Genomic DNA, 21,810 nt, shown 5'->3' with positions numbered 1-21,810 from the left:
TCGATGATCACTCGCTACGGATCAAGCGCGCGGATGTCACTGGCGGTCAGTTACAGGGGCCTGTTTGAAACGGCAGGCATCGTGGCGGATGACCTGCAACAGGATGTGCAGGGGCAGTTGCGTCAGGCGCTGAGCGTGATCGACGGCCTGATGGTGCAAGCCAACGTCGGCAAGGCGCAGCTGACGCGGGTTCAGATGTGGCTGGCCGACTACCGCCACTTCGACCTGGTCAACGAAGTGTACGACGCCTGGTTGCAAGGCTGTGCAAAACCGGTGCGGGCCTGCGTGGGCGCCGCCCTGGGGAATGGCTACCTGGTAGAGGTGCAGGTGTTCGCTGTGTGCACTGGGTGCCCGGATTCACTGTGACCGCTAGGCTGAAAGCGCAGACCAGTTGCTTGATATGGGCAGGCCTCGGCCTGATCGCAAAAACATCCCAGCCATGACCAAACCGGGCAGCGTTGCTTATCGCAATTGCCCGGCGTCATTCATCCACGCTACCATTGTGAATAATTCCTATTAGCATAATGGCCTGCCCCATGAATGCCTCTCCCAGTGCTCCAGCCCCTGGTTTCGACCTGGAGGAACTCTACCGTTCCCACCATGGCTGGATTCGCCAGTGGCTCCAGCGCAAGCTCGGCAATGCCCATGATGCGGCGGAACTGGCCCAGGATGTATTTGTGCGGCTGTTGTCCAAACCCCGTGTGTTCAATGACCACGAGCATGCCCGTGCGTACCTGGGACGTATGTCGCGCAATGCGTGTGTGGACTTCTGGCGACGGCGGCGGGTGGAGCAGGCTTATCTGGAAGTGCTGGCCGCCCAGCCCGAGCAACTTGCGCCTTCGCTGGAACATCAGGCCGTTATCCTCGAAACCCTCGAGCAACTGCAGGCAATGTTCGAGCGTATGCCCCAGCGCGTGGCCGAGGCATTTTCCATGGCGCAGTTGCAGGGCATGAAGCAACGCGAGATCGCCGAGCAGTTGGGCGTGAGCGAGCGCAGTGTGAACAGTTACCTGGCTCAGGCTATGTACCAATGCCTGCTGCTGGAAGCCGAACTGGATGGCTCGCTGGCATGAGCAGGGCGCCACTCGACCATGGCGTACTGCAAGCGGCTGCCGGTTGGTTCGCGCGGCTGCACGCGGCGCAGAATGACGCTGCGATCCAGGCGCAGTGGCATGCCTGGCTGAACGAGGATGCGCGGCATCGCCTGGCCTGGTCGTACGTAGAGAACATCAATCAGCGCTTTGGCGGCCTCAGCGGCCAGGCAGAGCAGGCTCGGCAAGTGTTCGACAGCGTGCGCCGTGACCGGCATTCGCGCAGGGCCGTGCTCGGTAGCCTCTGTGTGGCGGGTGTGGCAGGTGTGTTGGGTTGGGGCGGATGGCAGCGCGGTTGGGTCGACTCGCCACGTGCCTGGTTCGCCACTTACCGCACCGGCCTGGGTGAGGTGCGGCCGGTCACCCTGGCCGATGGCAGCCAGCTGTGGCTGAACGGCGGGACGGCGCTGGATGTGCAGTTCGATGAGGGCTCAAGGCAATTGCGCCTGTATCGCGGAGAAATCCTGATCGAGTCCGGCAAGGACCCACGTCCACTTTCCGTGGTGACGAGGGCTGGGCGGGTGCAACCGCTCGGCACGCGCTTCAGTGTCCGGGACCAGGGGTTGCAGACCACCTTGAGCGTATTTGCCGGCGCCGTGCAGGCAACTTGCTCCGGCAGCGGCAGACAAACCACGTTGCAAGCCGGGCAAATGATGGTGTTCGACGCGCAGCAAGTCGGCGCCCCATCAACTGCACAACGCTTGCGCGAGGATTGGAGCCGCGGTGTGTTGGTGGCGGAGGACATGCCGCTGGTTCAGATGATCGACATTCTGCGCGATTACCGCCATGGCCACTTGGGCATCGACCCGGCGATTGGCAGCCTGCGTGCGGTCGGTACCTTCCCGTTGCTCGATACCGACCGTGCGTTGGCCATGCTCGAGCGTGCGTTGCCCATCCGGGTTGTGCGTACCTTGCCTTGGTGGGTCTCCATCGAGGCGGTCTGAAGTTTTTTCAAAATTCTTTTTCCGGTTTTGCGACGCTCATTCGCTTGGTGGGATGACGCTACTTCATCCTCTTTGCGAAAGGATTCTTCCATGCTGCTTCGCGACTCTGCTTCCGCGCACCGTCATCCGTTGGCCCTGGCCATTTTCCTAGCCCTTGGCGGCCACGTTGCCGTCGCCGAGGCCGACAGCAGTGCTGCAGCCCAACGCGTGGTATTCGACATTCCAGCCGGGCCATTGGCGCGCCAACTGAACCTGTTGGCCAGCCAGGCCGGGCTGTTGATCGGCGGTGATGCGGCGCTGACGGCCAACAAGCAGAGCCAGGCGGTGCACGCCTTGAGCGTAGAGGTGGCGCTTGCGCAGATGCTGGCCGGCACCGGTGTGGCGGCCGTGCGCACGGGTGAGCGGGAGTTCCAGCTGGTGAGCCAGGCCGAAGATGCGGCAGGCGCGGTGACCTTGGGCGCCACCACCATCTCGGGCCAGGGCCTGGGTGCTGTGACGGAGGCTACAGGGGCTTATGCGACGGGCCGTTCGTCCACTGCCACCAAGCTGCCGATGAGCCTGCGTGAAACGCCCCAGTCGGTCACGGTGGTCACCCGTCAGCGCATGGACGACCAGAATATGAAGAACCTTGACGACGTAATGCGTAACGCCACCGGCGTCACCATCATCAAGAACGGCAGCGAGCGCTCGCTGTACCAGGCTCGCGGGCAGACGGTCGACAACCTGCAGATTGATGGCGTGCCGACCAACATTGGCAACCCGTACTCGATGGATACCATTTCCAAGCCCAACACCGACATCTACGACCGCGTGGAAGTGGTGCGGGGCGCCACCGGCCTGATGGAAGGCGCGGGTAATCCGTCGGCCTCCATCAACCTGGTCCGCAAGCGGCCCACGGCCGAGCGCCAGGCGTTGATCGAAACATCGGTCGGCTCCTGGGACGACTACAAGACCATGGTCGACCTGTCTGCGCCGCTGAACGAAGCAGGCACCCTGCGCGGCCGCTCGGTCATTACGTACAACAATGCCAACAGCTACCTGGACACTGCCCAGAAAGAGAACCAACTGTTCTATGGCATCATCGAGGCCGACCTGGCTGAGTCAACCCTGGCCACCTTCGGGTTTACCTACCAGAAGGAGCGCAACTCCGGTTATGACTGGTCGGGCCTCCCCAGCAAGGAGAGCGGCGCGTTCTACCCGGTTTCGCGCTCTACCTCGCTGACCGGCGACTGGAACCACCTGGACAAGCGCAATACCACCGTGTTCGCCGACATCCAGCATACCTTTGCCAACGGCTGGAAGGGCGTGGTGGCCGTGAACCAGATGTGGGCCAAGTCGGACTTTCTCGGTAACTACACCTACCCGGGTGGCGGCCCCGACCTGTTCACCCTCAACCCGCGCCACTTTCACTTCGATGACACCCAGACCAGCATCGATGGCTATTTCACCGGCCCGTTCCAGCTGCTGGGCCGCCAGCATGAGCTGATCGTGGGTGGCAACTGGAACAAGGACGATTTCGACTATCACGGGGGGCGCGATGCCACCTACCGCTACATCGTCGACATGAACAACCTGGCAGCGTTCGATCCGCCCAAGCCGACAGCCCTCAACGTCAACCAGTGGCAATACAACCGCACTCAGGAGCAAAAGGGCGTGTACGTGGCCAGCCGGTTCAGCCTTACCGACAGCACCATGTTCATTCTGGGCAGTCGCCTGAGCTGGTACAGCCACGATTCGCTGGACGACACCAATGGCGTGCGTGAGCCCACAGACCATAAGCATTTTTCCAAGAGTGGCGAAGTCACACCTTATGCGGGCCTTGTGCAGGACCTGAACGAGAACTGGTCGGCATACGCCAGCTACACCGAAATCTTCAAGCCGCAGAGCGCGCAAGATGCGGAGGGCACCACGCTCCAGCCGATGACCGGCAGCAACTACGAAATCGGTTTGAAGGGTGAGTTTCTGGACAAGCGCTTGCAAACCGCCATCGCGCTGTTCCAGGCCGACCAGTCCGGCCGGGCCGAGCGGGTGACCTGTGCGCAGACTTGGGCTTGCTATCGTGCCTCCGACAAGGTGCGCAACAAAGGTATCGAGCTGGAGCTGACCGGTGAGGTGCTGGCGAACTGGAATGTATCGGCGGGGTACACCTACACCCAGTCCAAGTACATCGGTGGCGAGCAGAAAGGTGAAGACTTCAACGGCGCCTCGCCGCGCCACCTGTTCAAGGTTGCGACCGACTACCGCCTGCCAGGCGCGCTCAACCAGCTGCGTGTGGGTGGCAGCTTCTATGCGCAGAGCAAGATGACCCAGACCGAGGTTGGCGAAGACTACAAGATCCAGCAGGACGCATACCACCTGACGAACCTGCATGCGATCTACGAGATCAACAAGCGTCTTGAAGTGCAGTACAACCTGGACAACGTGTTTGACAAAAAGTACTACCAGACCTTGGGTAACCCCAATTACTGGAACTTCTATGGCGAGCCGCGCAACTTCAACGTGGCGTTGCGGGCCAGGTTCTAGGGGCTGTATTAAGCCTTGAGACGAAGGTCTGGCTGTTTTCAACGCAGCATCACCGAACCTCAAGGCTTTTCATACAGAGCCTGACCGGCTGTCGCGATACCGGGCCCCTACAACTTATGCATGTACTGATCGATCAGCGTACGAGGCGTGGAACTGCCCGTACATAGATCAGTTCACTCACCAGCTCTACCAAGGTTTGTGTGATCACCGCAGCTGCCGCCAACCCGCGCATCTCTTCTGGCAACGCCAGCGCCAGCGGCAGCACCACCAGCGAGTTGCGCGTGGCTGCGCTGAAGGTCACCGAGCGTGCCTCGCTGGCCGGCAGGCGCAGCAGGCGCGCACAGATGAAGCCGAGCACCGGCGCCAGCAGCATGAAGCCGATGTATACCGGAACCACCGGCAGCAAACGGTCGAAATCACGCAGTACCACGGCAATCTGCGAAGCGATCACCACCATCAGCACCAAGGCCATCGCCGGCACCGGCAACCACGCCCAGGCGTCGTTCCAGGTCGCGACTGCGCGCGAGCGCCGGGCACCGGCGCTGGTGAGCACCGCGAGGGCCATCGGCAACACGATCAACAGCGCGAAGGCTTCCACGAACGGGGTGATGGAAATTGCCACCTGGCTGCTGCCACCCAGCATCAGGGCCAGGTACACCGGCAGCAGCACCAGTTGCGCCAGCAATAACAGGGGGGTTGCGGCCAGTGTCAGGCGTGAGTCGCCTTTGCCAATGTGGGTGAACACCACCACGTAGTCGATGCAGGGCGTGAGCAGCACCAGCAAGGCCCCGACGAGGATCGCCGGGTGTTCCACCAGCCCGCGGGTGATGGCCCAGACAAGCAGCGGAACGAGCATGAAATTGGCCAGTAGCAGGGCCGTGATGAAGCGGCGGTTACCCAGGCCCTGGCGCAGGTCGAGGAAGGGTATTTGCAGGAACATCGCGTACATCAACACGGCGATGGCGGGGGTGATCAGGGCTTCCAGATGCCGTGCGCTGTGGCTGGCCATCAAGCCGAAGGCAACGGCTGCGAGCACGGCAGCGAAGTAGATCGGGATCTGGTGGGTCTCGAGTTGTTCTCTGGTCAACGTGTGGCCTGTGCGGTGGTGAACTGGGAACGCGGTCTTTGTGGGAGCGGCCTTGCGTCGCGATAGGGCCGCAAAGCGGCCCCTGCAATCTATGCATGATGCCGCGATCCTGGGGCCGCTGCGCGACCCTATCGCGACGCAAGGCCGCTCCCACAGGGATCGCGCCAGCTTTTACAAATTGAGCAAGACAGTTGCTCCTCCAAAGAGCAGCAGTGCGTGTGAAACAAACGAAATCAAACGAAAAAGCCCGGCACTGGGCCGGGCTTTTTCACTTCAGGCTAGCGCCAATCAGTTGCCGTAAACCGGCAGCTTCTTGCAGATGGCCTTGACCTTCTCACGGACAGCGTCGATCACCGCTTCGTTGTTCAGGTCGGCCAGGATGTCGCAGATCCAGCCGGCCAGTTCCTTGCACTCGGCTTCCTTGAAACCACGGGTGGTCACGGCTGGGGTGCCGAAACGCAGGCCCGAGGTGACGAACGGCGAACGCGGGTCGTTCGGTACCGAGTTCTTGTTGACGGTGATGAAAGCTTTGCCCAGTGCGGCGTCAGCATCCTTACCGGAGATTTCCTGCTTGATCAGCGACAGCAGGAACAGGTGGTTCTGGGTGCCACCGGAAACCACGTCGAAACCGCGCTCGATGAACACGCTGGCCATGGCCTGGGCGTTCTTCACGACCTGCTGCTGGTAAGCCTTGAACTCTGGCTGCAGGGCTTCCTTGAAGCAGATGGCCTTGGCCGCGATGACGTGCTCCAGCGGGCCGCCCTGGGCGCCCGGGAAGACGGCGGAGTTCAGCTTCTTCTCGATGTCGGCGTTGGCACGGGCCAGGATCAGGCCGCCGCGCGGGCCGCGCAGGGTCTTGTGGGTGGTGGTGGTGACCACGTCGGCGAACGGAACAGGGTTCGGGTACACACCAGCGGCAACCAGGCCGGCAACGTGGGCCATGTCGACGAACAGGTAGGCACCGACCTTGTCGGCGATGGCGCGGAAGCGGGCGAAGTCCAGAACCTGCGAGTAGGCCGAGAAGCCGGCAACGATCATCTTGGGCTTGTGCTCGACAGCCAGGCGCTCGACTTCGTCGTAGTCGATCAGGCCATTGCCGTCGATGCCGTACTGGATGGCGTTGTACAGCTTGCCCGAGGAGCTTACCGAAGCACCGTGGGTCAGGTGGCCACCGTGGGCCAGGCTCATGCCCAGGATGGTGTCACCGGCAGACAGCAGGGCCAGGTAGACGGCAGCGTTGGCCTGGGAGCCAGCGTGCGGCTGTACGTTGGCGTAGTCGGCGCCGAACAGCTCCTTGGCACGGTCGATGGCCAGTTGCTCGACGACGTCGACGTACTCGCAACCGCCGTAGTAGCGCTTGCCTGGGTAGCCTTCGGCGTACTTGTTGGTCAGGACCGAGCCCTGGGCTTCCATGACTGCCGGGCTGGTGTAGTTTTCCGAAGCGATCAGCTCGATATGCTCTTCCTGGCGCAGAGCTTCTTGCTGCATGGCTTCGAAGAGCTCGGCGTCGTACTTGGCAATGGTCAAATCACGGCTGAACATGGCGGTCCTCAAGGATCGGGGTAATTTGGGTGTGCATTCTAACCGATTGATTCGCGGCTGGCATATGAAGTGGCGTCAAGTCGCAGACCAATGGGCTTCATCTTGCATCCCGCGCCGTTTCTGGGCTGGGCGGGGGCAGGAGTTGACCTGGAAGTCCGCTTTTTATGCAGGATTGTGTCGCGACACCGTACGTGTAGGAGCGGGTTTACCCGCGAAGAAGCCGGCGCGGTACATGGCAGCGGCTTCGCCGGTGTTCGCGGGTAAACCCGGTCCTACCGGGACCTTGTGAACAGGCAGCGTGCGGGTCAATGGAACATGAACAAGGTCTCGTTGGAGAATTGCGCCTCGAACTGATGCGCCGGCATCGGCCGCCCGAACAGATAGCCCTGCACCTCGTCGCAACCATGCTCGCGCAGAAACTCCAGCTGTTCGTGGGTTTCCACGCCCTCGGCGATGACTGCCAGGTTGAGGCTGTGGGCCATGGCGATGATCGCCCGGGCAATCTGCGCGTCCTGCTCGCCTTCGGGCAGGCCGTCGACGAAGGTACGGTCGATCTTCAGGACGTCGATGGGGAACTGCTTGAGGTAGTTGAGCGACGAGTAGCCGGTGCCGAAGTCGTCTACCGCAATGCTCAGGCCGAGGTTCTTCAGGCTGGCAAGAATCTGCAGCGCCTCGTTCACCTCACGCATCAGGATACTTTCGGTCAACTCCAGTTCCAGGCACGCCGGCGGCAGGCCGCTTTCTTCCAGGATGTTGGCAATCCGCGTGCCCAGTTGGCCGTCTGAGAACTGCCGCGCCGAAATATTCACCGACACTTTCGGCACTCGCACCTTGGCCTTGTGCCAGGCCTTGAGCTGGCGGCTGGCCTCGCGCAGCACCCAGTCGCCCACGTCCACCACCAGGCCCAGTTCTTCGATCACCGGGATGAAGTCACCCGGCGGCACCAGGCCACGGGTTGGGTGACGCCAGCGCAGCAGCGCCTCGGCGCCGGTCAGGCGCTTGCCGTCGCCGCTGAACTGCGGCTGGTAATAGAGGATGAATTCGTTCTGCTCCATGGCATGGCGCAGGTCGCTTTCCAGCTCCAGGCGCTCCAGGGCGCTGGCGTTCATTTCGGCCTGGTAGAACTGGAAGTTGTTCTTGCCGCGCTCCTTGGCGTGGTACATGGCGGTGTCGGCGTTCTTCATCAACTGGCTCAGCTCACTGCCATCCTGCGGGCTGAGGGCGATGCCGATGCTGGCGGTGACGAAGAACTCGCGGTTTTCCAGCACGAACGGCCGCACCAGGCTGCCGAGGATGTTCTCGGCCACGTGGATGGCGCGGTTCAGGGCCATTTCGCGGGTGGGGCGCGGTTGCAGCAGCAGGGTGAACTCGTCGCCGCCCATGCGTGCCACCGTGTCGTCGTCATCCACGCAGGCCAGCAGGCGCAGGGCCATGTCCTTGAGCATGCGGTCGCCGGCCGCATGGCCGAGGGAGTCGTTGATCGGTTTGAAGCGGTCGAGGTCGAGGAACATCAGCACCACCCAGGCCTTCTGCCGCTCGGCCTGTTGCAGGGCATTGTACAAACGGTCCTGGAACAGTGTGCGGTTGGGCAGGTGGGTAAGGGCGTCGTAGTAGGCCAGGCGGTGGATGCGCTGTTCGCTGGCCTTGCGTTCGCTGATGTCGGTGAAGAAGCACACGTAGCTGGCCAGGTCGCCTTCGTCGTCCAGTACCGCGGTGATGCCGACCCAGGCCGGGTAATGGTCGCCGTCACGGCGCTTGAGCCACACTTCACCTTCCCAGCTGCCGCGCTGGTGCAGTTGCTTGACCACATAGCGCAGGTGGCCTTCCTGCTGTTCGTCGACAGTGAGCATGCCCGGCAATTGGTCGAGCACTTCACTGACGGCGTAACCGCTGACGCGGCTGAACGCCTCGTTGGCCTGAACGATATAGCCGGCCGGGTCGGTGATGAGGATCGCCGACGTGGAATGTTCGAATACGGTCGCGGCCATGCGCAGGTCTTTTTCGGCACGACGTTGCTGGCTGATGTCGCGGCCCACCCCGAGTACGCCTTCGAAGCGCTGGTCATCGTCCCACACCAGCACCAGGCGCAGCTCGATCGGGATCTTGCGGCCATCGGCACGCAGGCAGTCGAACAGGAACAGCTGGGTGGGTAACTGGCTGCACAGTTGCGCCATCTGCGCCGGATCGCCCATGGCCTTGCTGACACGCTCCATCAGGCTGTAGATGCCAGTGAGCTGGGCCGGGTTGGCGACGATCGACTGCCAGCCGTTGGCGAAGATCCAGTCGGCCTGGTAGCCCAGCACGCTCTGTACCGAGGGGCTGACATAATTGAGCTTGAGCTGGTTGTCGGTGGAAAAGATCACGTCGCTGATGCTTTCGGCGAGCATGCGGTAGCGTTGCTCGCTGTCACGTAGCGACTGGCTGGCCTCGATCTGAACGGTCACATCCTTGCCCACACCGATGATGCGCGTCACCAGGCCTTCGGCGTTGCGGGTCAGCACCTGCTCGCGGATGTCGTAGCAGCGCCAGCTTCCGTCGCGGTGGCGGAAGCGCAGCTGGCAGTGCAGCGGTTGGTCATGGCCGCTGTCGCGCTGCTGGCGACGCAGTGCCTGGTAGTGTGCGGCGTCCTCGGGGTGCAGCAGCAGCTCCCAGAAGCGGTCGCCCATCTGTGCCAGCTCGGTGCGGTCGTAGCCCAGGGTCTGGCCGAGGTGGCGGTTGCTGAAGATCATCCGCTGGCTCGGCACATCCTGCACATACAACTGGTCGGGTACGGTGCGTACCACGTCCGACCAGAAGCTTTCGCGTTCCAGTAGCGACAGCTCCACCTGTTTGCGGCTGGTGATATCGCTAATGCTGAGGATCACCGCCTGATAATCACGGCGCTGCAGCGGCAGGCGCGCCATCAGCCACAGGTGCAGCTCGGCGCCCTGCGGTGTCGGCAGACGCACTTCCAGCTCCAGCAACGGGCGTTGTTCGATCAGTGCGTCGATCAGTTGCATGCCGACGCTGTCTCGGCTGTCGCCAGTGCCATCGATCAGCCGCTGCCAGGCACCTTCGTGGCAGTCGATGTTCAGCAGCTGGCGCGCCACTTGGTTGACCTCGGTGATCTTCAGCTCCAGCAGCAGCGAGCGGCGCAGGTTCGGGTCCAGCGCCAGGCTGTGCTTGAGGGCGGCCCGGTTACGCAGGTGGTAGCGATCGAGCTGGCCGGGCAGGCTGGACAGGTCGAGCACGCACAGGGCAACGCCGGTGCCTTCAAAAATTTCCTGATAACGCCGGCGGTCTTCCTGCAGCGCCCGCTGGCGGCGACGCATGTTGATCAGCGCCAGCACCGGCAGCAGGGCGCAGAACAGCACCAGCAGGCACTTGCCTAACAGCGCCGGCAATAATTTTTGCTGGGCCAGTTTGGCGTCGAACAGACCGCGTAGCTGCCAGGTGCTGTTTTCGATAAAGGCCAGCATCACGCTTTGCAGCGGCTCGTCGCTGGTGTCGGCTGCGGCATGGCGCTGCAGCACCTCGCCGCTGCGGCTGTTTTCCAGCAGCCACTGCGGGTGGCCACTGCCCTCGAGGTGGAGGGTGAGCTCGCGGTAATAGTCCGGTGACAGGCGCAGTAGCCAGTAGCCGCTACCCTGTGAGGCATCCTGGCGCAGCAACAGGTACAGGATGTGGTTGTCGGCCGAATTGGTGAAGAAGTACGGGCGTCCCTGGCTCAGCACGAGCAACTCGTCAAGCGACTGGCGGTCGGGGCTGCCGGCCAGGCTGTCGGCGCGTAGCTGCCCGGTGTTGTTCAGCCAGGCCATGCTCTGCAGGGCGGGGAGGCGCTCGCGCAGGGTACCGAGCAGGCTGGGCAGGGCGGCAGGTGTTGGTGCATCAAGGTAGGGTTGCACCACGTTTACGGCCTGTTGCGCCTTGAGCGCCATGTTCAGGCTCAGGTGGTCGGCCAGTTCCGCGGAGGCGTCCAGGCTCTGTTTGCGCAATTCGGCCTGGGTATGATTGAACTGGGCGAACAGCTGCCACAGCAGCAGGCCCAGCAGGATCAGGGCCAGCAGCGCCAGCGCACCCTTGATCGACCCGCGCAGGATAGTTGCGGGTGCTTGTGGGGCGGAACGCAATGACGACGGATGAGTAAGGTTGGTCAAGCGTTGATCCTGCGATTGGGCTGGCGATGGCAGGGAATGATCGTGCACGGAGCGTGCCGGCGCCGGGCTTGCGCACCGCGGTGGCGCACTATAAAGCCGGACACCCGAAACCGGCTAGCATGCCTCGGATTATGGCGAAGTGCCAGCCATGTTGACCGGTGGTGGCTGCCCGGTGGTTCGGCAAGCCCCTGTAACCTGTGCGAGAATAGCGCCCGCTATACATGACAACGCATCGGAGATGTTCGCTTTTGGTTACTCACTTTTCCTCCAATGGCCTCGATTCCGCCTGCGGGCGCAGCAGTCAGACCCTTGTCAGTACTGCCGTGACCGAGGACGTATCCTGCAAGTCTTGCCAGCGTTCGCTGGGCAAACCCGAGGCGGCCGCTGCCGCCAAAAGCAAGGCCCCATCGCTGGCTGAACTGCGCAAGACCGCCAAGGTGGCAGCAGAGCCGGCTGTTGCCGTGGCGGCGGCCAAGCCGGCAGCCAAGGTGGTCAGCACTGCGCCTGCACCTGGCAAACCGGCCAAGGCGGCCGAGCAGCACCCTGCCCGCAGCGGCGGCTTCAGCGTGAAGTCCGCCTGGGCCGCACGCCTGGCCGAGCAGGGCGACCGTTGCCGCTTGCCGCGGGGCAAGGCCAAGCAGCGTCACGTCTGAGCCTCTTCGGCTGCTGTGCCGGCCCTTTCGCGGGCTCGCCCGCTCCCACAGGAATCGTGGATTCTTCAGACTCTGTGGTGACTCTGTGGGAGCGGGCATGCCCGCGAAGAGGCCGGCACAGGCAATGAATTCATCCCAGGGACCGCACTGATCACACCCCACCATCGGCCCCTCCTATGCAACGCCGCGCGTTGGCGTAGAATGGTCGACTTTGTTCAATGACACCCCCAATACACATCTCCCTGGCCATGCTGCCGGGGCGATCGGCGATGTCTTTACCTATCTGATTAGAGGGCTTGGTTTTGGCTCAATACGTCTACACCATGCATCGGCTGAGCAAGGTCGTGCCGCCGAAGCGGGAAATTCTCAAGAACATTTCCCTGTCGTTCTTCCCAGGCGCCAAGATTGGCGTACTTGGCCTGAACGGCGCCGGTAAATCGACCCTGCTGCGGATCATGGCGGGCGTCGACAAGGAATTCGACGGCGAAGCCCGTCCGATGCCCGACATCAACGTGGGTTACCTGCCACAGGAACCGCAACTGGACCCAACCAAGACCGTGCGTGAAGTGGTCGAGGAAGCGGTCAGCGTAATCAAGGACGCCCAGGCCCGCCTGGACGAGGTCTACGCGGCCTACGCCGAGCCGGATGCCGACTTCGACAAGCTGGCCGCCGAGCAGGCCAAGCTGGAAGCCATCCTGCAGGCCGCTGATGGCCACAACCTGGAGCGCCAGCTGGACGTCGCTGCCGACGCCCTGCGCCTGCCCGCCTGGGATGCGCGCATCGAACACCTGTCCGGTGGTGAGAAGCGCCGTGTGGCCCTGTGCCGCCTGCTGCTGTCGGCCCCCGACATGCTGCTGCTCGACGAACCCACCAACCACCTGGACGCCGACTCGGTGGCCTGGTTGGAGCGCTTCCTGCACGACTTCCCGGGCACCGTGGTAGCCATTACCCACGACCGTTACTTCCTCGACAACGTCGCCGGATGGATCCTGGAGCTGGACCGCGGCGCCGGCATCCCGTACGAAGGCAACTACTCGGGCTGGCTGGAAGCCAAGTCGGAGCGTCTGGCGCAGGAATCCAAGCAGCAGAGCGCCCACGAGAAGGCCATGAAAGAGGAACTGGAGTGGGTGCGCAAAGGCGCCAAAGCGCGCCAGTCCAAATCCAAGGCCCGTCTGCAGCGCTTTGAAGAAATGCAGTCGCAGGAATTCCAGAAGCGCAGCGAAACCAACGAAATCTACATCCCGGCCGGCCCGCGCCTGGGTGACAAGGTTATCGAGTTCAAGAACGTCACCAAGGGCTACGGTGACCGTGTGCTGATCGACAACCTGTCGTTCGCCATGCCCAAAGGCGCCATCGTTGGCGTGATCGGTGGTAACGGTGCCGGTAAGTCGACCCTGTTCCGCATGTTGATGGGCAAGGAGCAACCGGACTCGGGCAGCATCGAGATCGGTGAAACCGTGCAGTTGGCCTGTGTTGACCAGAGCCGCGAGGACCTGGACGGCGCCAAGACCGTGTTCCAGCAGATCTCCGACGGTTCCGACCAGATCCGCATCGGCAACTACGAGATCCCTTCGCGTACCTACGTTGGCCGCTTCAACTTCAAAGGTGGCGATCAGCAAAAGTTCGTCAAGGACCTGTCCGGTGGTGAGCGTGGCCGCCTGCACCTGGCCCTGACCCTGAAGGAAGGCGGTAACGTTCTGCTGCTCGACGAACCGTCCAACGACCTCGACGTCGAAACCTTGCGTTCGCTGGAAGAAGCCCTGCTGGACTTCCCGGGCGCCGCGATCGTGATTTCCCACGACCGTTGGTTCCTGGACCGTGTGGCTACTCACATCCTGGCGTACGAAGACGACTCGAATGTGGTGTTCTTCGAAGGTAACTACACCGAGTACGAAGCCGACCGCAAGAAGCGTCTGGGTGATGCTGCAGCCCAGCCGCACCGTGTACGGCACAAGAAACTGGCTCAGTAAGCCGGTTTTCTGATGCACAAGAATGGGGCCCCAAGTGGCCCCATTTTTGTGCCTGGCGGACCGCTATAAAGGGCGAGGCGAAGGTGTATTTTGTATACACTTACATAAAACGCACCAAATAATTTCAAAAAAACGACATTTCGCCCTATTCCGGTGCGATTGCTTCTTGGTACATTTCTGAAAAAAACCAATAAGTCCAATCCTCTTGGTGAGATGTCTACCATGATCGAATCTGTCGACAATTTCCTTGCACGCCTAAAGCAGCGTGACCCAGGCCAGCCGGAATTCCACCAGGCGGTGGAAGAGGTGCTGCGCACCCTGTGGCCATTCCTTGAAGCCAACCCCCACTACCTGCAGTCCGGCATCCTCGAGCGCATGGTCGAGCCCGAGCGCGCCGTACTGTTCCGCGTCTCCTGGGTCGACGACCAGGGCAAGGTGCAGGTCAACCGCGGTTACCGCATTCAGATGAGCAGTGCCATTGGCCCGTACAAGGGCGGGCTGCGCTTCCACCCGTCGGTGAACCTCAGCGTGCTGAAGTTCCTGGCGTTCGAACAGGTGTTCAAGAACTCGCTGACCTCGCTGCCCATGGGCGGCGGCAAGGGCGGCTCGGACTTTGACCCGAAAGGCAAGAGCGACGCCGAAGTGATGCGCTTCTGCCAGGCGTTCATGAGCGAGCTGTATCGCCACATCGGCGCTGACTGCGACGTACCGGCTGGTGACATCGGCGTGGGTGCCCGCGAAATCGGCTTCATGTTCGGCCAGTACAAGCGCCTGGCCAACCAGTTCACCTCGGTGTTGACCGGTAAGGGCATGACCTATGGCGGCAGCCTGATCCGCCCGGAAGCCACCGGCTATGGCTGCGTTTACTTCGCCGAAGAAATGCTCAAGCGTCAGGACAAGCGTATCGACGGCCGCCGCGTGGCGGTGTCTGGTTCGGGCAACGTCGCCCAGTATGCTGCGCGTAAGGTCATGGACCTGGGCGGCAAGGTGATCTCGCTGTCTGACTCTGAAGGTACCTTGTATGCAGAAGCCGGCCTGACCGACGCCCAGTGGGACGCCTTGATGGAGCTGAAAAACGTCAAGCGTGGACGTATCAGCGAGCTGGCCGGGCAATTCGGCCTGGAGTTCCGCAAGGGCCAGACCCCGTGGAGCCTGCCGTGCGACATCGCCCTGCCATGCGCCACGCAGAACGAGCTGGGCGCCGAAGATGCCCGCACCTTGCTGCGTAACGGCTGTATCTGTGTGGCCGAAGGCGCCAACATGCCGACTACCCTCGAGGCTGTGGATATCTTCCTGGACGCCGGCATTCTGTACGCCCCGGGCAAGGCCTCCAATGCGGGCGGCGTAGCCGTGTCGGGCCTGGAAATGTCGCAGAACGCCATGCGCCTGCTGTGGACGGCCGGTGAAGTGGACAGCAAGCTGCACAACATCATGCAGTCGATTCACCATGCATGCGTGCACTACGGTGAAGAGGCTGATGGCCGTATCAACTACGTCAAGGGGGCGAACATCGCGGGCTTCGTGAAAGTGGCCGATGCGATGCTGGCTCAGGGCGTGGTCTGATCTGAGACCGTAGGGGGCCGCTTTGCGGCCCATCGCGACGCAAGGCCGCTCCCACAAGCTGGTGGGCTGCCACCCAAGAAGTTGGAAACCAATCCACCCCTTGGGGGCAGTCAAGGCCCTGTGGGAGCGGCCTTGCGTCGCGATGGGCTGCAAAGCAGCCCCCAGGGCCCTCAACCCTCGCCCAGAATCTCAACCACCTCTATCACCTGTTCCCCCACCGGCCGCCGCCAGACCACCTCATCCCCCGGCCCAGCCCCGAGCAAAGCCCGCCCTAGTGGCGAACCCCAGTTGATCAACCCGTGCCCGGCATCCGCCTCATCCTCGCCTACCAGCCGCACCACCTGCTCCTGGTCATGCGCGTCGACAAACCGCACCCGGCTACCAATCTGGACCTTGCTATGCGAAGTCGCCGCGGGTACCACCTGGGCGCTTTGCACCCGCGCGCTGAAGTAGCGCAGATCCCGCTCGGTATCGGCCAGCCGTTGTTTGTCACCCCGTTCGCCCTGCGCCTGCAGTTCGCTGCGCAAGGCATTCAGCTCGGCCACCCGCGTTTGCAGCTGGCGCAGGCCGCTGGCCGTCACATAGTTGGGCTGTTCGCTGATGCGCCGCTCGACCGGCTGGTCGGCCTGGTCGGCGGCTTGGTCTTCGTTGACGAATGCTCGGCTCATGTAGGGCCTCCTTGTGCATGAGACCATCATGGCAGGCCGCCGGATTAAAGGAATGTCCGTTTGCGACTCAATTGTGGCGATAGGCCTTGGCAGCGCCGCGGTCCTTTTCCTGCTCCCACTCGCGGTCGCGCTGGTCCCAGAAGCGCTCGTGGTATTGGCGCTGTTCTTCGCTGTTCTGCATGGCGTGACACTGGCGGAAGCCATCGTCCCAGCCGGTTTCGTACTGACGCTCGTGCAGGTAGCGCGGTACGTTTTTGCGAAAGTTGCCCACCATCAGCCCGGCCGCCTGGCGGCCACTGCTGCAGCCGTCCTGGAAGCCATCCGCATAGGCGGGCGGGTAACCGTGGTTGACCATCTGCTCGTGGGTGGTTTCGCAACCTGACAGCAACACCGCAATGCACACGCCGAACCAGTACCGCGACATAGCCACAAAGCCCTCCAGTTGATGATGGGAAGTCTAGGTGGCGGTTTGTCGGGTAGGTGTCAAAACAGTGTCAAAGAGTCGGATGGCTCCCACAATTCACGTCAGTAGTGATACCACTTCAGCTCGAGCATCACCTCGTTCTGTGCCGTGGCCAGGTGGCTGAACTCACGCGAGGCGCTCAACCGAAGACCAAGGTTCTGGCTGATTTCCCACTGCTGGTTCAGGCTTACACTGCGTCGCACTTCGCCGTTGGTGAAGTAATCGCCCTTGGCCTCCAGCGTCATATTGCCCAGTCCGTTGCGCCACAGCAGCCCGCCATTGAAGCCAGCCGCCGGGGCAATGAACTGAGCGAAGTCGTTGTGATGCTCGACCCGCACCGTGCCCAAGGCAAACCCCAGCAAACCGTCGGCCAGCTGCCAGGTGCCGCCAGCACCACCATTCACATGGCTCACCAGCACTTCGTCATCATGCTTGCCCGGCACCCGCTCCAGCCCCCCAGCCACTTGCCATGACCAAGGCTTGAGCAGCTCGTTACGGGGTGTCAGTGAACGGATGGTGGCCAGGTCCAGGCGCTGCACCTGCCAATCGTTGCCTTCGTACTGGCGCAGCTTCAATTGCAGGATTTCGATCTGCGCGCCCAGCGGGAAGCCATAGGCGTTGTCATTCAGGTCGTGGTAGGCCATGCGCAAGCCATATTCGGCGTAGCCGCGGTCTTCACGGGTGCCCACGCCCAGTTGCCAGGTGCGCGAGTCATGGCCATCTTCGGGCAGGCCGGGGCGCTCGATCTGCAGGGGCGGCGGCGGGTTGCTGTTGATCGCCCGCAGCAACTCGAAGCTGCGTTTGGCCTGCCCTGGGTCGCGTTCCTGGCCATTGGCCCGATACCGCTCAAGGCGATACGCGGCATCTTGCACCAACGCTTGGCGTTCGCGAGGCAGGGCCTGGAATTCTGGGCTTTGCAATTGCGTAGTGTCGGCGCTTACAGCCAGCACCTGGCGCTTTTCGCCGTGGTCGAGTGGCTCGGCCCTGGCCAGCAATTCACGTTCGCGAGAGGGGCGGTAGGTTTCGCTGGCGACCAGGCCGGACTGCTTCACGGCTTTCACCGTGTCGGTGGGAATGGCGGTCAGCGGGAACTGAGACGTCAGGTCCAGGCTCGGCCGGGCCACTTGCAGCAGCTCCAGCAGGCGATACGAGCAGTTTTCGTCAAAGAAGAAGTAGTCGAACTGGATCTGCTTCAGCTCCCACACATGCTCGACCATACGTCCGGTTTCTTCGGGGGTCAGGTCCAGCTGGTATTCCCACAGGTCGCGGTTTTCCAGGCTGCGGTATTCGGACAGTTTTTCCTGGTAGGGCATCAGCGCGAACAGCCCCGGGTAGCCACCCATCAGGCCTTTCCAGGCGTACAGGATGCTGTTGTCGCTGCCTTCGATATAGGCACCGAAGTTGATGGCGTAGCTCAGCAGCGTGGTGTCGTCGCTGCGGGTGTTGGACTGGTCGATGCGCAGCAGGGTGTGCCCGAACATCGACGACGGGCTGTTCAGGTAGGCTGCCGGGAAGATCAACGCGGCGCTGTGCGGGTCGATCGACTGGTACCAGGTCTTGAATTCCTGGCAGTCCGGTTGTGGCAAGTCTTGCAGGTCGAGCTGTTCGCGCAGCCAGCGGGTGCGCGCGGGGAATACGCACTGGGCGTGCTTGTCACCGAGACTGGCCGGGGCATACAGCGCATCGACCGTAGCCTTGAGTTCCTGGTCCGGATGGTGCGCGCCATCTTCGGCGAGGAAGAACGCATCATCATCCACATAGCTGCGCCAGCCGCCGAGCTTGGCGGTTTCGTAATGTCCAATGGCGAGCCAGTAAGGGGTATTGGCCAATTGCTGGAGACGGCCTGGATCCAGCAGGGGGGCGGCATGAACAGGGGCGCAGGCACACAGCGCCAGGGCAGCGAGGCGTTTGAGCATATCGGGCAACTACTTCTTGACGATGCCGAAAAAGGCGAAACCCGCCCCGGTTGGGGCGGGAGCAGCTGTGCTTAGGCCTCGGTAGCGTATTTGGCCAGACGGGGGTCGCTCTTCAGAACGGCCAGGGTGTTGCTGTGGACAGTTTCGGCAGTGACGTCGGCGCTGCTGAAGATCTGGTTGAAGTGCTGGTGGGTGACCGAGTTGAAGTAGCTGCGGTCCTCCGGTGCTACGCCGAGAACGACGGCATAGGTGGTCAGTGCTTCGCCCTGGCCCATGGCCATGTCTTCGGAAAGCTCGTTCATCATGCCGTTCATGGCGAACCAGGACTTGCCGCCGTAGGTCAGCGAAGCCTTGGTCGAGCAGCCGTTGGTGCCGGAGGTCATGCCGAAGGTGGCGTTACCGGAGGTGCCGTTGGTGGTAGAAGCCAGGAAGTGTGCCGGCGTGCCGCGCTGGCCTTCGAACAGCATGTTGCCCCAGCCGCAGTTCGGGCCGCCAGGCGCTTCGGCCATGGCGTTCAGCGAGACCACGGTGAACAGAGTACCCAGAAGAATCCGTTTCATAGCATTTGTTCTCTTTGTCTTAACCAAGGGTCAGGGTTTCTGGCAACTCGGTTGCCAGGTCGGGAAAGCGTTTCACCCACCCGCGCAGCTTGGAGTTTAGGCACGATCTAAAGGTTGCGTTGTTGATTGCGAAAAATTTGCTGTCACAAGACTGCACCGGCTGCGACATAAAGTCCTGTGGAGCCTTGCAAGGCGCGCGCGGGCAGCGCCAGAATGCTGCGTATCTGCCCGCCGAAGTAAGGAAACCCAATGCCCGATCCTGTCGCTGCGCGCCTGCGTCTTGCGCCTGAAGCCCTGACCCGGCGTTTCTCCCCCGAGCAGTTTGCTTTTACCCATACCGACGATCTGGAGCCGTTTCGCGGAGTTCTGGGCCAGGAACGTGCTGTCGAGGCCCTGCAGTTTGGCGTGGCCATGCCGCGTCCTGGTTACAATGTGTATGTGATGGGCGAGCCCGGCACCGGGCGCTTCTCGTTCGTCAAGCGCTACCTCAAGGCCGAGGGCAAGCGCCAGCAGACCCCGGCCGACTGGGTCTACGTCAACCACTTCGACGACACCCGTGAACCACGCGCACTGGAGCTGCCGTCCGGAAGCGCCGCCGAGTTCATCAGCGACATGGGCGGATTGATCGACAACCTGCTGTCGACGTTCCCGGCGGTGTTCGAACACCCGTCCTACCAGCAGAAGAAGGGCGCCATCGACCGCGCTTTCAACCAGCGTTATGACCGCGCTCTGGATGTGATCGAGCGCGCGTCGCTGGAAAAGGACGTGGCCTTGTACCGCGATGCCAGCAACGTCGCCTTCACGCCGATGGCTGATGGCAAGGCGCTGGATGAAGCTGAATTTGCCCAATTGCCGGAGGAGGTGCGCGAGCAGTTCCACGAGGACATTGCCCTGCTTGAGGAGCGCCTCAACGAAGAGCTGGCCAGCCTGCCGCAATGGAAGCGCGAATCGAACAACCAGCTGCGCCAGCTCAACGAAGAAACCATCACCCTGGCGCTGCAGCCGTTGCTGGCGCCGCTGTCGGAAAAGTACGCCGAAAACGCGGCGGTTTGCGCCTACCTGCAATCGGTGCAGTTGAACCTGTTGCGTACGCTGGTCGAGCAACTGGTCGATGACAGCAAGTCCGACGCCGTGGCCCGCAAGCTGCTCGAAGAGCAGTACGCGCCCAGCCTGGTGGTGGGCCATCACGCTGACGGTGGTGCGCCGGTGGTGTTCGAGCCGCACCCGACCTACGACAATTTGTTTGGCCGTATCGAATACAGCACCGACCAAGGTGCGCTGTATACCTCCTATCGCCAACTGCGCCCAGGCGCGCTGCACCGGGCCAACGGCGGCTTCCTGATTCTGGAAGCCGAGAAAATGCTGGGCGAGCCGTTCGTATGGGACGCGCTCAAGCGTGCGCTGCAGTCGCGCAAACTGAAGATGGAGTCGCCGATCGGTGAGCTGGGCCGTGTTGCCACTGTCAGCCTGCAGCCGCAGGTGATTCCGCTGAACGTCAAGCTGGTGATCATCGGCTCGCGCCAGCTGTATTACGCGCTGCAGGACCACGACCCGGACTTCCAGGAGATGTTCCGCGTGCTGGTGGACTTCGATGAAGACATGCCGATGGTCGACGAAAACCTGGAGCAGTTCGCCCAGCTGTTGCGCACCCGCACCAACGAAGAGGGCATGGCGCCGCTGACCAGTGACGCGGTGGCGCGTCTGGCCACCTACAGTGCGCGTCTGGCTGAAAACCAGTCACGCCTGTCGGCGCGTATCGGCGACCTGTTCCAGCTGGTCAGCGAGGCTGATTTCATTCGCCAGCTGGCCAGTGACGAAATGACCGACGCAGGCCACATCGAGCGTGCGCTCAAGGCCAAGGCCACCCGTACCGGCCGTGTGTCGCAACGGGTGCTGGACGACATGCTCGCCGGCATCATCCTGATCGACACAGAAGGCGCGGCCATCGGCAAGTGCAACGGCCTGACCGTGCTGGAAGTGGGTGACTCGGCGTTCGGCATGCCCGCGCGTATTTCGGCCACCGTCTACCCCGGCGGCAGCGGTATTGTCGATATCGAGCGTGAGGTCAACCTTGGCCAGCCGATCCACTCCAAAGGGGTGATGATCCTCACCGGTTACCTGGGCAGCCGCTATGCCCAAGAGTTCCCGCTGGCGATCTCCGCGAGCATCGCCCTGGAGCAGTCCTACGGCTACGTGGACGGCGACAGCGCCTCGCTGGGCGAAGCCTGCACGCTGATCTCGGCCTTGTCGCGCACGCCGCTCAAGCAGTGCTTCGCCATCACAGGTTCCATCAACCAGTTCGGTGAAGTGCAGGCGGTGGGTGGGGTGAACGAGAAGATCGAGGGCTTTTTCCGCCTCTGCGAGGCGCGTGGCCTGACCGGCGAGCAGGGGGTGATCATTCCGCGTGCCAACGTCGCCACCCTGATGCTTGACGAGCGCGTGTTGCAGGCGGTGGAGAACGGCATGTTCCACGTCTACGCGGTCAGCCAGGCTGATGAGGCGCTGAGCCTGCTGGTGGGCGAGGAGGCCGGGGTACTCGACGACAAGGGGCTGTTCACCGAGGGCAGCGTCAACGCTCGGGTGGTGGAGCGCCTGCGTGAAATTGCCGAGATGATCAGCGAGGAAGACATCGAGAAGGCAGAAAAGGAACGCCTGGAAGAGGTGATTGCCCAGGCCAAACCGGCCTGAGTCAAT

At 62.4% G+C, this 21,810-nt stretch carries 15 protein-coding genes; 8 read left to right on the top strand and 7 right to left on the bottom strand.

Going from position 1 to position 21,810, the window contains the following annotated elements:
• The first annotated feature begins 3 nt into the window (after nucleotides 1-3).
• The 4 genes from V6093_RS14355 to V6093_RS14340 all read left to right on the top strand — a co-directional run bounded on the left by V6093_RS14355 (nucleotide 4) and on the right by V6093_RS14340 (nucleotide 4,558).
• A complete protein-coding gene (locus V6093_RS14355) occupies nucleotides 4-366 on the top strand; it encodes a RidA family protein (RefSeq protein ID WP_367244428.1) in 363 nt (120 codons plus the stop codon).
• Between the two features lie 170 nt (nucleotides 367-536).
• The gene (locus V6093_RS14350) at nucleotides 537-1,073 is read left to right on the top strand and encodes a sigma-70 family RNA polymerase sigma factor (protein ID WP_010951925.1); all 537 of its coding nucleotides are present in this window, start codon (nucleotides 537-539) and stop codon (nucleotides 1,071-1,073) included.
• Nucleotides 1,070-2,035 carry a FecR domain-containing protein gene (locus V6093_RS14345; protein WP_108078097.1) on the top strand — a complete coding sequence of 322 codons (966 nt, stop codon included), beginning with the start codon at nucleotides 1,070-1,072 and terminating at the stop codon, nucleotides 2,033-2,035. The genes V6093_RS14350 and V6093_RS14345 overlap by 4 nt, the downstream gene beginning before the upstream one ends.
• Before the next feature lie 90 nt (nucleotides 2,036-2,125).
• Nucleotides 2,126-4,558: a TonB-dependent siderophore receptor gene (locus tag V6093_RS14340; protein ID WP_367244429.1), complete on the top strand. Its 2,433-nt coding sequence runs from the start codon at nucleotides 2,126-2,128 to the stop codon at nucleotides 4,556-4,558.
• Between the two features lie 133 nt (nucleotides 4,559-4,691).
• Here the strand turns inward: V6093_RS14340 and V6093_RS14335 are convergent, their stop codons facing one another.
• The 3 genes from V6093_RS14335 to V6093_RS14325 form a co-directional block, all read right to left on the bottom strand.
• Nucleotides 4,692-5,645, bottom strand: a complete 954-nt coding sequence (locus tag V6093_RS14335; protein WP_047605098.1) for an arsenic resistance protein — start codon at nucleotides 5,643-5,645, stop codon at nucleotides 4,692-4,694.
• A gap of 288 nt (nucleotides 5,646-5,933) precedes the next feature.
• Nucleotides 5,934-7,187, bottom strand: coding sequence for a serine hydroxymethyltransferase (gene glyA, locus V6093_RS14330; protein WP_003247505.1), 1,254 nt, complete (start codon nucleotides 7,185-7,187; stop codon nucleotides 5,934-5,936).
• Between the two features lie 305 nt (nucleotides 7,188-7,492).
• On the bottom strand, nucleotides 7,493-11,323 hold the full coding sequence (locus tag V6093_RS14325) for an EAL domain-containing protein (protein WP_047605097.1): 3,831 nt from the start codon (nucleotides 11,321-11,323) through the stop codon (nucleotides 7,493-7,495).
• A 248-nt stretch (nucleotides 11,324-11,571) separates the two neighbouring features.
• Between V6093_RS14325 and V6093_RS14320 the strand changes: the two genes are divergently transcribed.
• From V6093_RS14320 to gdhA, 3 genes are all read left to right on the top strand, one after another.
• A complete protein-coding gene (locus V6093_RS14320; RefSeq protein ID WP_098089767.1) occupies nucleotides 11,572-11,976 on the top strand; it encodes a hypothetical protein in 405 nt (134 codons plus the stop codon).
• Between the two features lie 302 nt (nucleotides 11,977-12,278).
• Complete coding sequence (ettA, locus tag V6093_RS14315; RefSeq protein ID WP_003247499.1) at nucleotides 12,279-13,946, top strand: energy-dependent translational throttle protein EttA; 1,668 nt, start codon at nucleotides 12,279-12,281, stop codon at nucleotides 13,944-13,946.
• 222 nt (nucleotides 13,947-14,168) lie between these two features.
• Nucleotides 14,169-15,509 carry an NADP-specific glutamate dehydrogenase gene (gdhA, locus tag V6093_RS14310; RefSeq protein ID WP_003247498.1) on the top strand — a complete coding sequence of 447 codons (1,341 nt, stop codon included), beginning with the start codon at nucleotides 14,169-14,171 and terminating at the stop codon, nucleotides 15,507-15,509.
• Nucleotides 15,510-15,679: 170 nt separating this feature from the next.
• Here gdhA and V6093_RS14305 read toward each other — a convergent pair whose 3' ends face one another.
• From V6093_RS14305 to V6093_RS14290, 4 genes are all read right to left on the bottom strand, one after another.
• A complete protein-coding gene (locus V6093_RS14305; protein WP_047605095.1) occupies nucleotides 15,680-16,177 on the bottom strand; it encodes a GreA/GreB family elongation factor in 498 nt (165 codons plus the stop codon).
• Between the two features lie 67 nt (nucleotides 16,178-16,244).
• On the bottom strand, nucleotides 16,245-16,601 hold the full coding sequence (locus V6093_RS14300) for a hypothetical protein (protein ID WP_004575712.1): 357 nt from the start codon (nucleotides 16,599-16,601) through the stop codon (nucleotides 16,245-16,247).
• Between the two features lie 101 nt (nucleotides 16,602-16,702).
• Entirely contained in the window at nucleotides 16,703-18,556 is a 1,854-nt protein-coding gene (locus V6093_RS14295) for a DUF4105 domain-containing protein (protein WP_406669535.1), read from the bottom strand.
• Nucleotides 18,557-18,627: 71 nt separating this feature from the next.
• Nucleotides 18,628-19,116 carry a DUF3015 domain-containing protein gene (locus V6093_RS14290; protein WP_003247492.1) on the bottom strand — a complete coding sequence of 163 codons (489 nt, stop codon included), beginning with the start codon at nucleotides 19,114-19,116 and terminating at the stop codon, nucleotides 18,628-18,630.
• A gap of 249 nt (nucleotides 19,117-19,365) precedes the next feature.
• Here V6093_RS14290 and V6093_RS14285 point away from each other — a divergent pair, with 249 nt between their 5' ends.
• Nucleotides 19,366-21,804: a Lon protease family protein gene (locus tag V6093_RS14285; protein ID WP_004575710.1), complete on the top strand. Its 2,439-nt coding sequence runs from the start codon at nucleotides 19,366-19,368 to the stop codon at nucleotides 21,802-21,804.
• The last annotated feature ends 6 nt before the right edge of the window (nucleotides 21,805-21,810 follow it).

The sequence above is a fragment of the Pseudomonas putida group bacterium ESBL64 genome, assembly GCF_045277175.1.
GTDB lineage: Bacteria > Pseudomonadota > Gammaproteobacteria > Pseudomonadales > Pseudomonadaceae > Aquipseudomonas > Aquipseudomonas alloputida.
The sequence above is the reverse complement of the archived record's forward strand: the minus strand, read 5'-3'. Positions and strand labels throughout refer to the sequence as shown.

Coding starts and splice junctions, on each gene's coding strand:
- V6093_RS14355 (WP_367244428.1), top strand. CDS start 4: ATGATCACTCGCTACGGATCAAGCGCGCGGATGTCACTGGCGGTCAGT.
- V6093_RS14350 (WP_010951925.1), top strand. CDS start 537: ATGAATGCCTCTCCCAGTGCTCCAGCCCCTGGTTTCGACCTGGAGGAA.
- V6093_RS14345 (WP_108078097.1), top strand. CDS start 1,070: ATGAGCAGGGCGCCACTCGACCATGGCGTACTGCAAGCGGCTGCCGGT.
- V6093_RS14340 (WP_367244429.1), top strand. CDS start 2,126: ATGCTGCTTCGCGACTCTGCTTCCGCGCACCGTCATCCGTTGGCCCTG.
- glyA (WP_003247505.1), bottom strand. CDS start 7,187: ATGTTCAGCCGTGATTTGACCATTGCCAAGTACGACGCCGAGCTCTTC.
- gdhA (WP_003247498.1), top strand. CDS start 14,169: ATGATCGAATCTGTCGACAATTTCCTTGCACGCCTAAAGCAGCGTGAC.
- V6093_RS14305 (WP_047605095.1), bottom strand. CDS start 16,177: ATGAGCCGAGCATTCGTCAACGAAGACCAAGCCGCCGACCAGGCCGAC.
- V6093_RS14300 (WP_004575712.1), bottom strand. CDS start 16,601: ATGTCGCGGTACTGGTTCGGCGTGTGCATTGCGGTGTTGCTGTCAGGT.
- V6093_RS14295 (WP_406669535.1), bottom strand. CDS start 18,556: ATGCTCAAACGCCTCGCTGCCCTGGCGCTGTGTGCCTGCGCCCCTGTT.
- V6093_RS14290 (WP_003247492.1), bottom strand. CDS start 19,116: ATGAAACGGATTCTTCTGGGTACTCTGTTCACCGTGGTCTCGCTGAAC.
- V6093_RS14285 (WP_004575710.1), top strand. CDS start 19,366: ATGCCCGATCCTGTCGCTGCGCGCCTGCGTCTTGCGCCTGAAGCCCTG.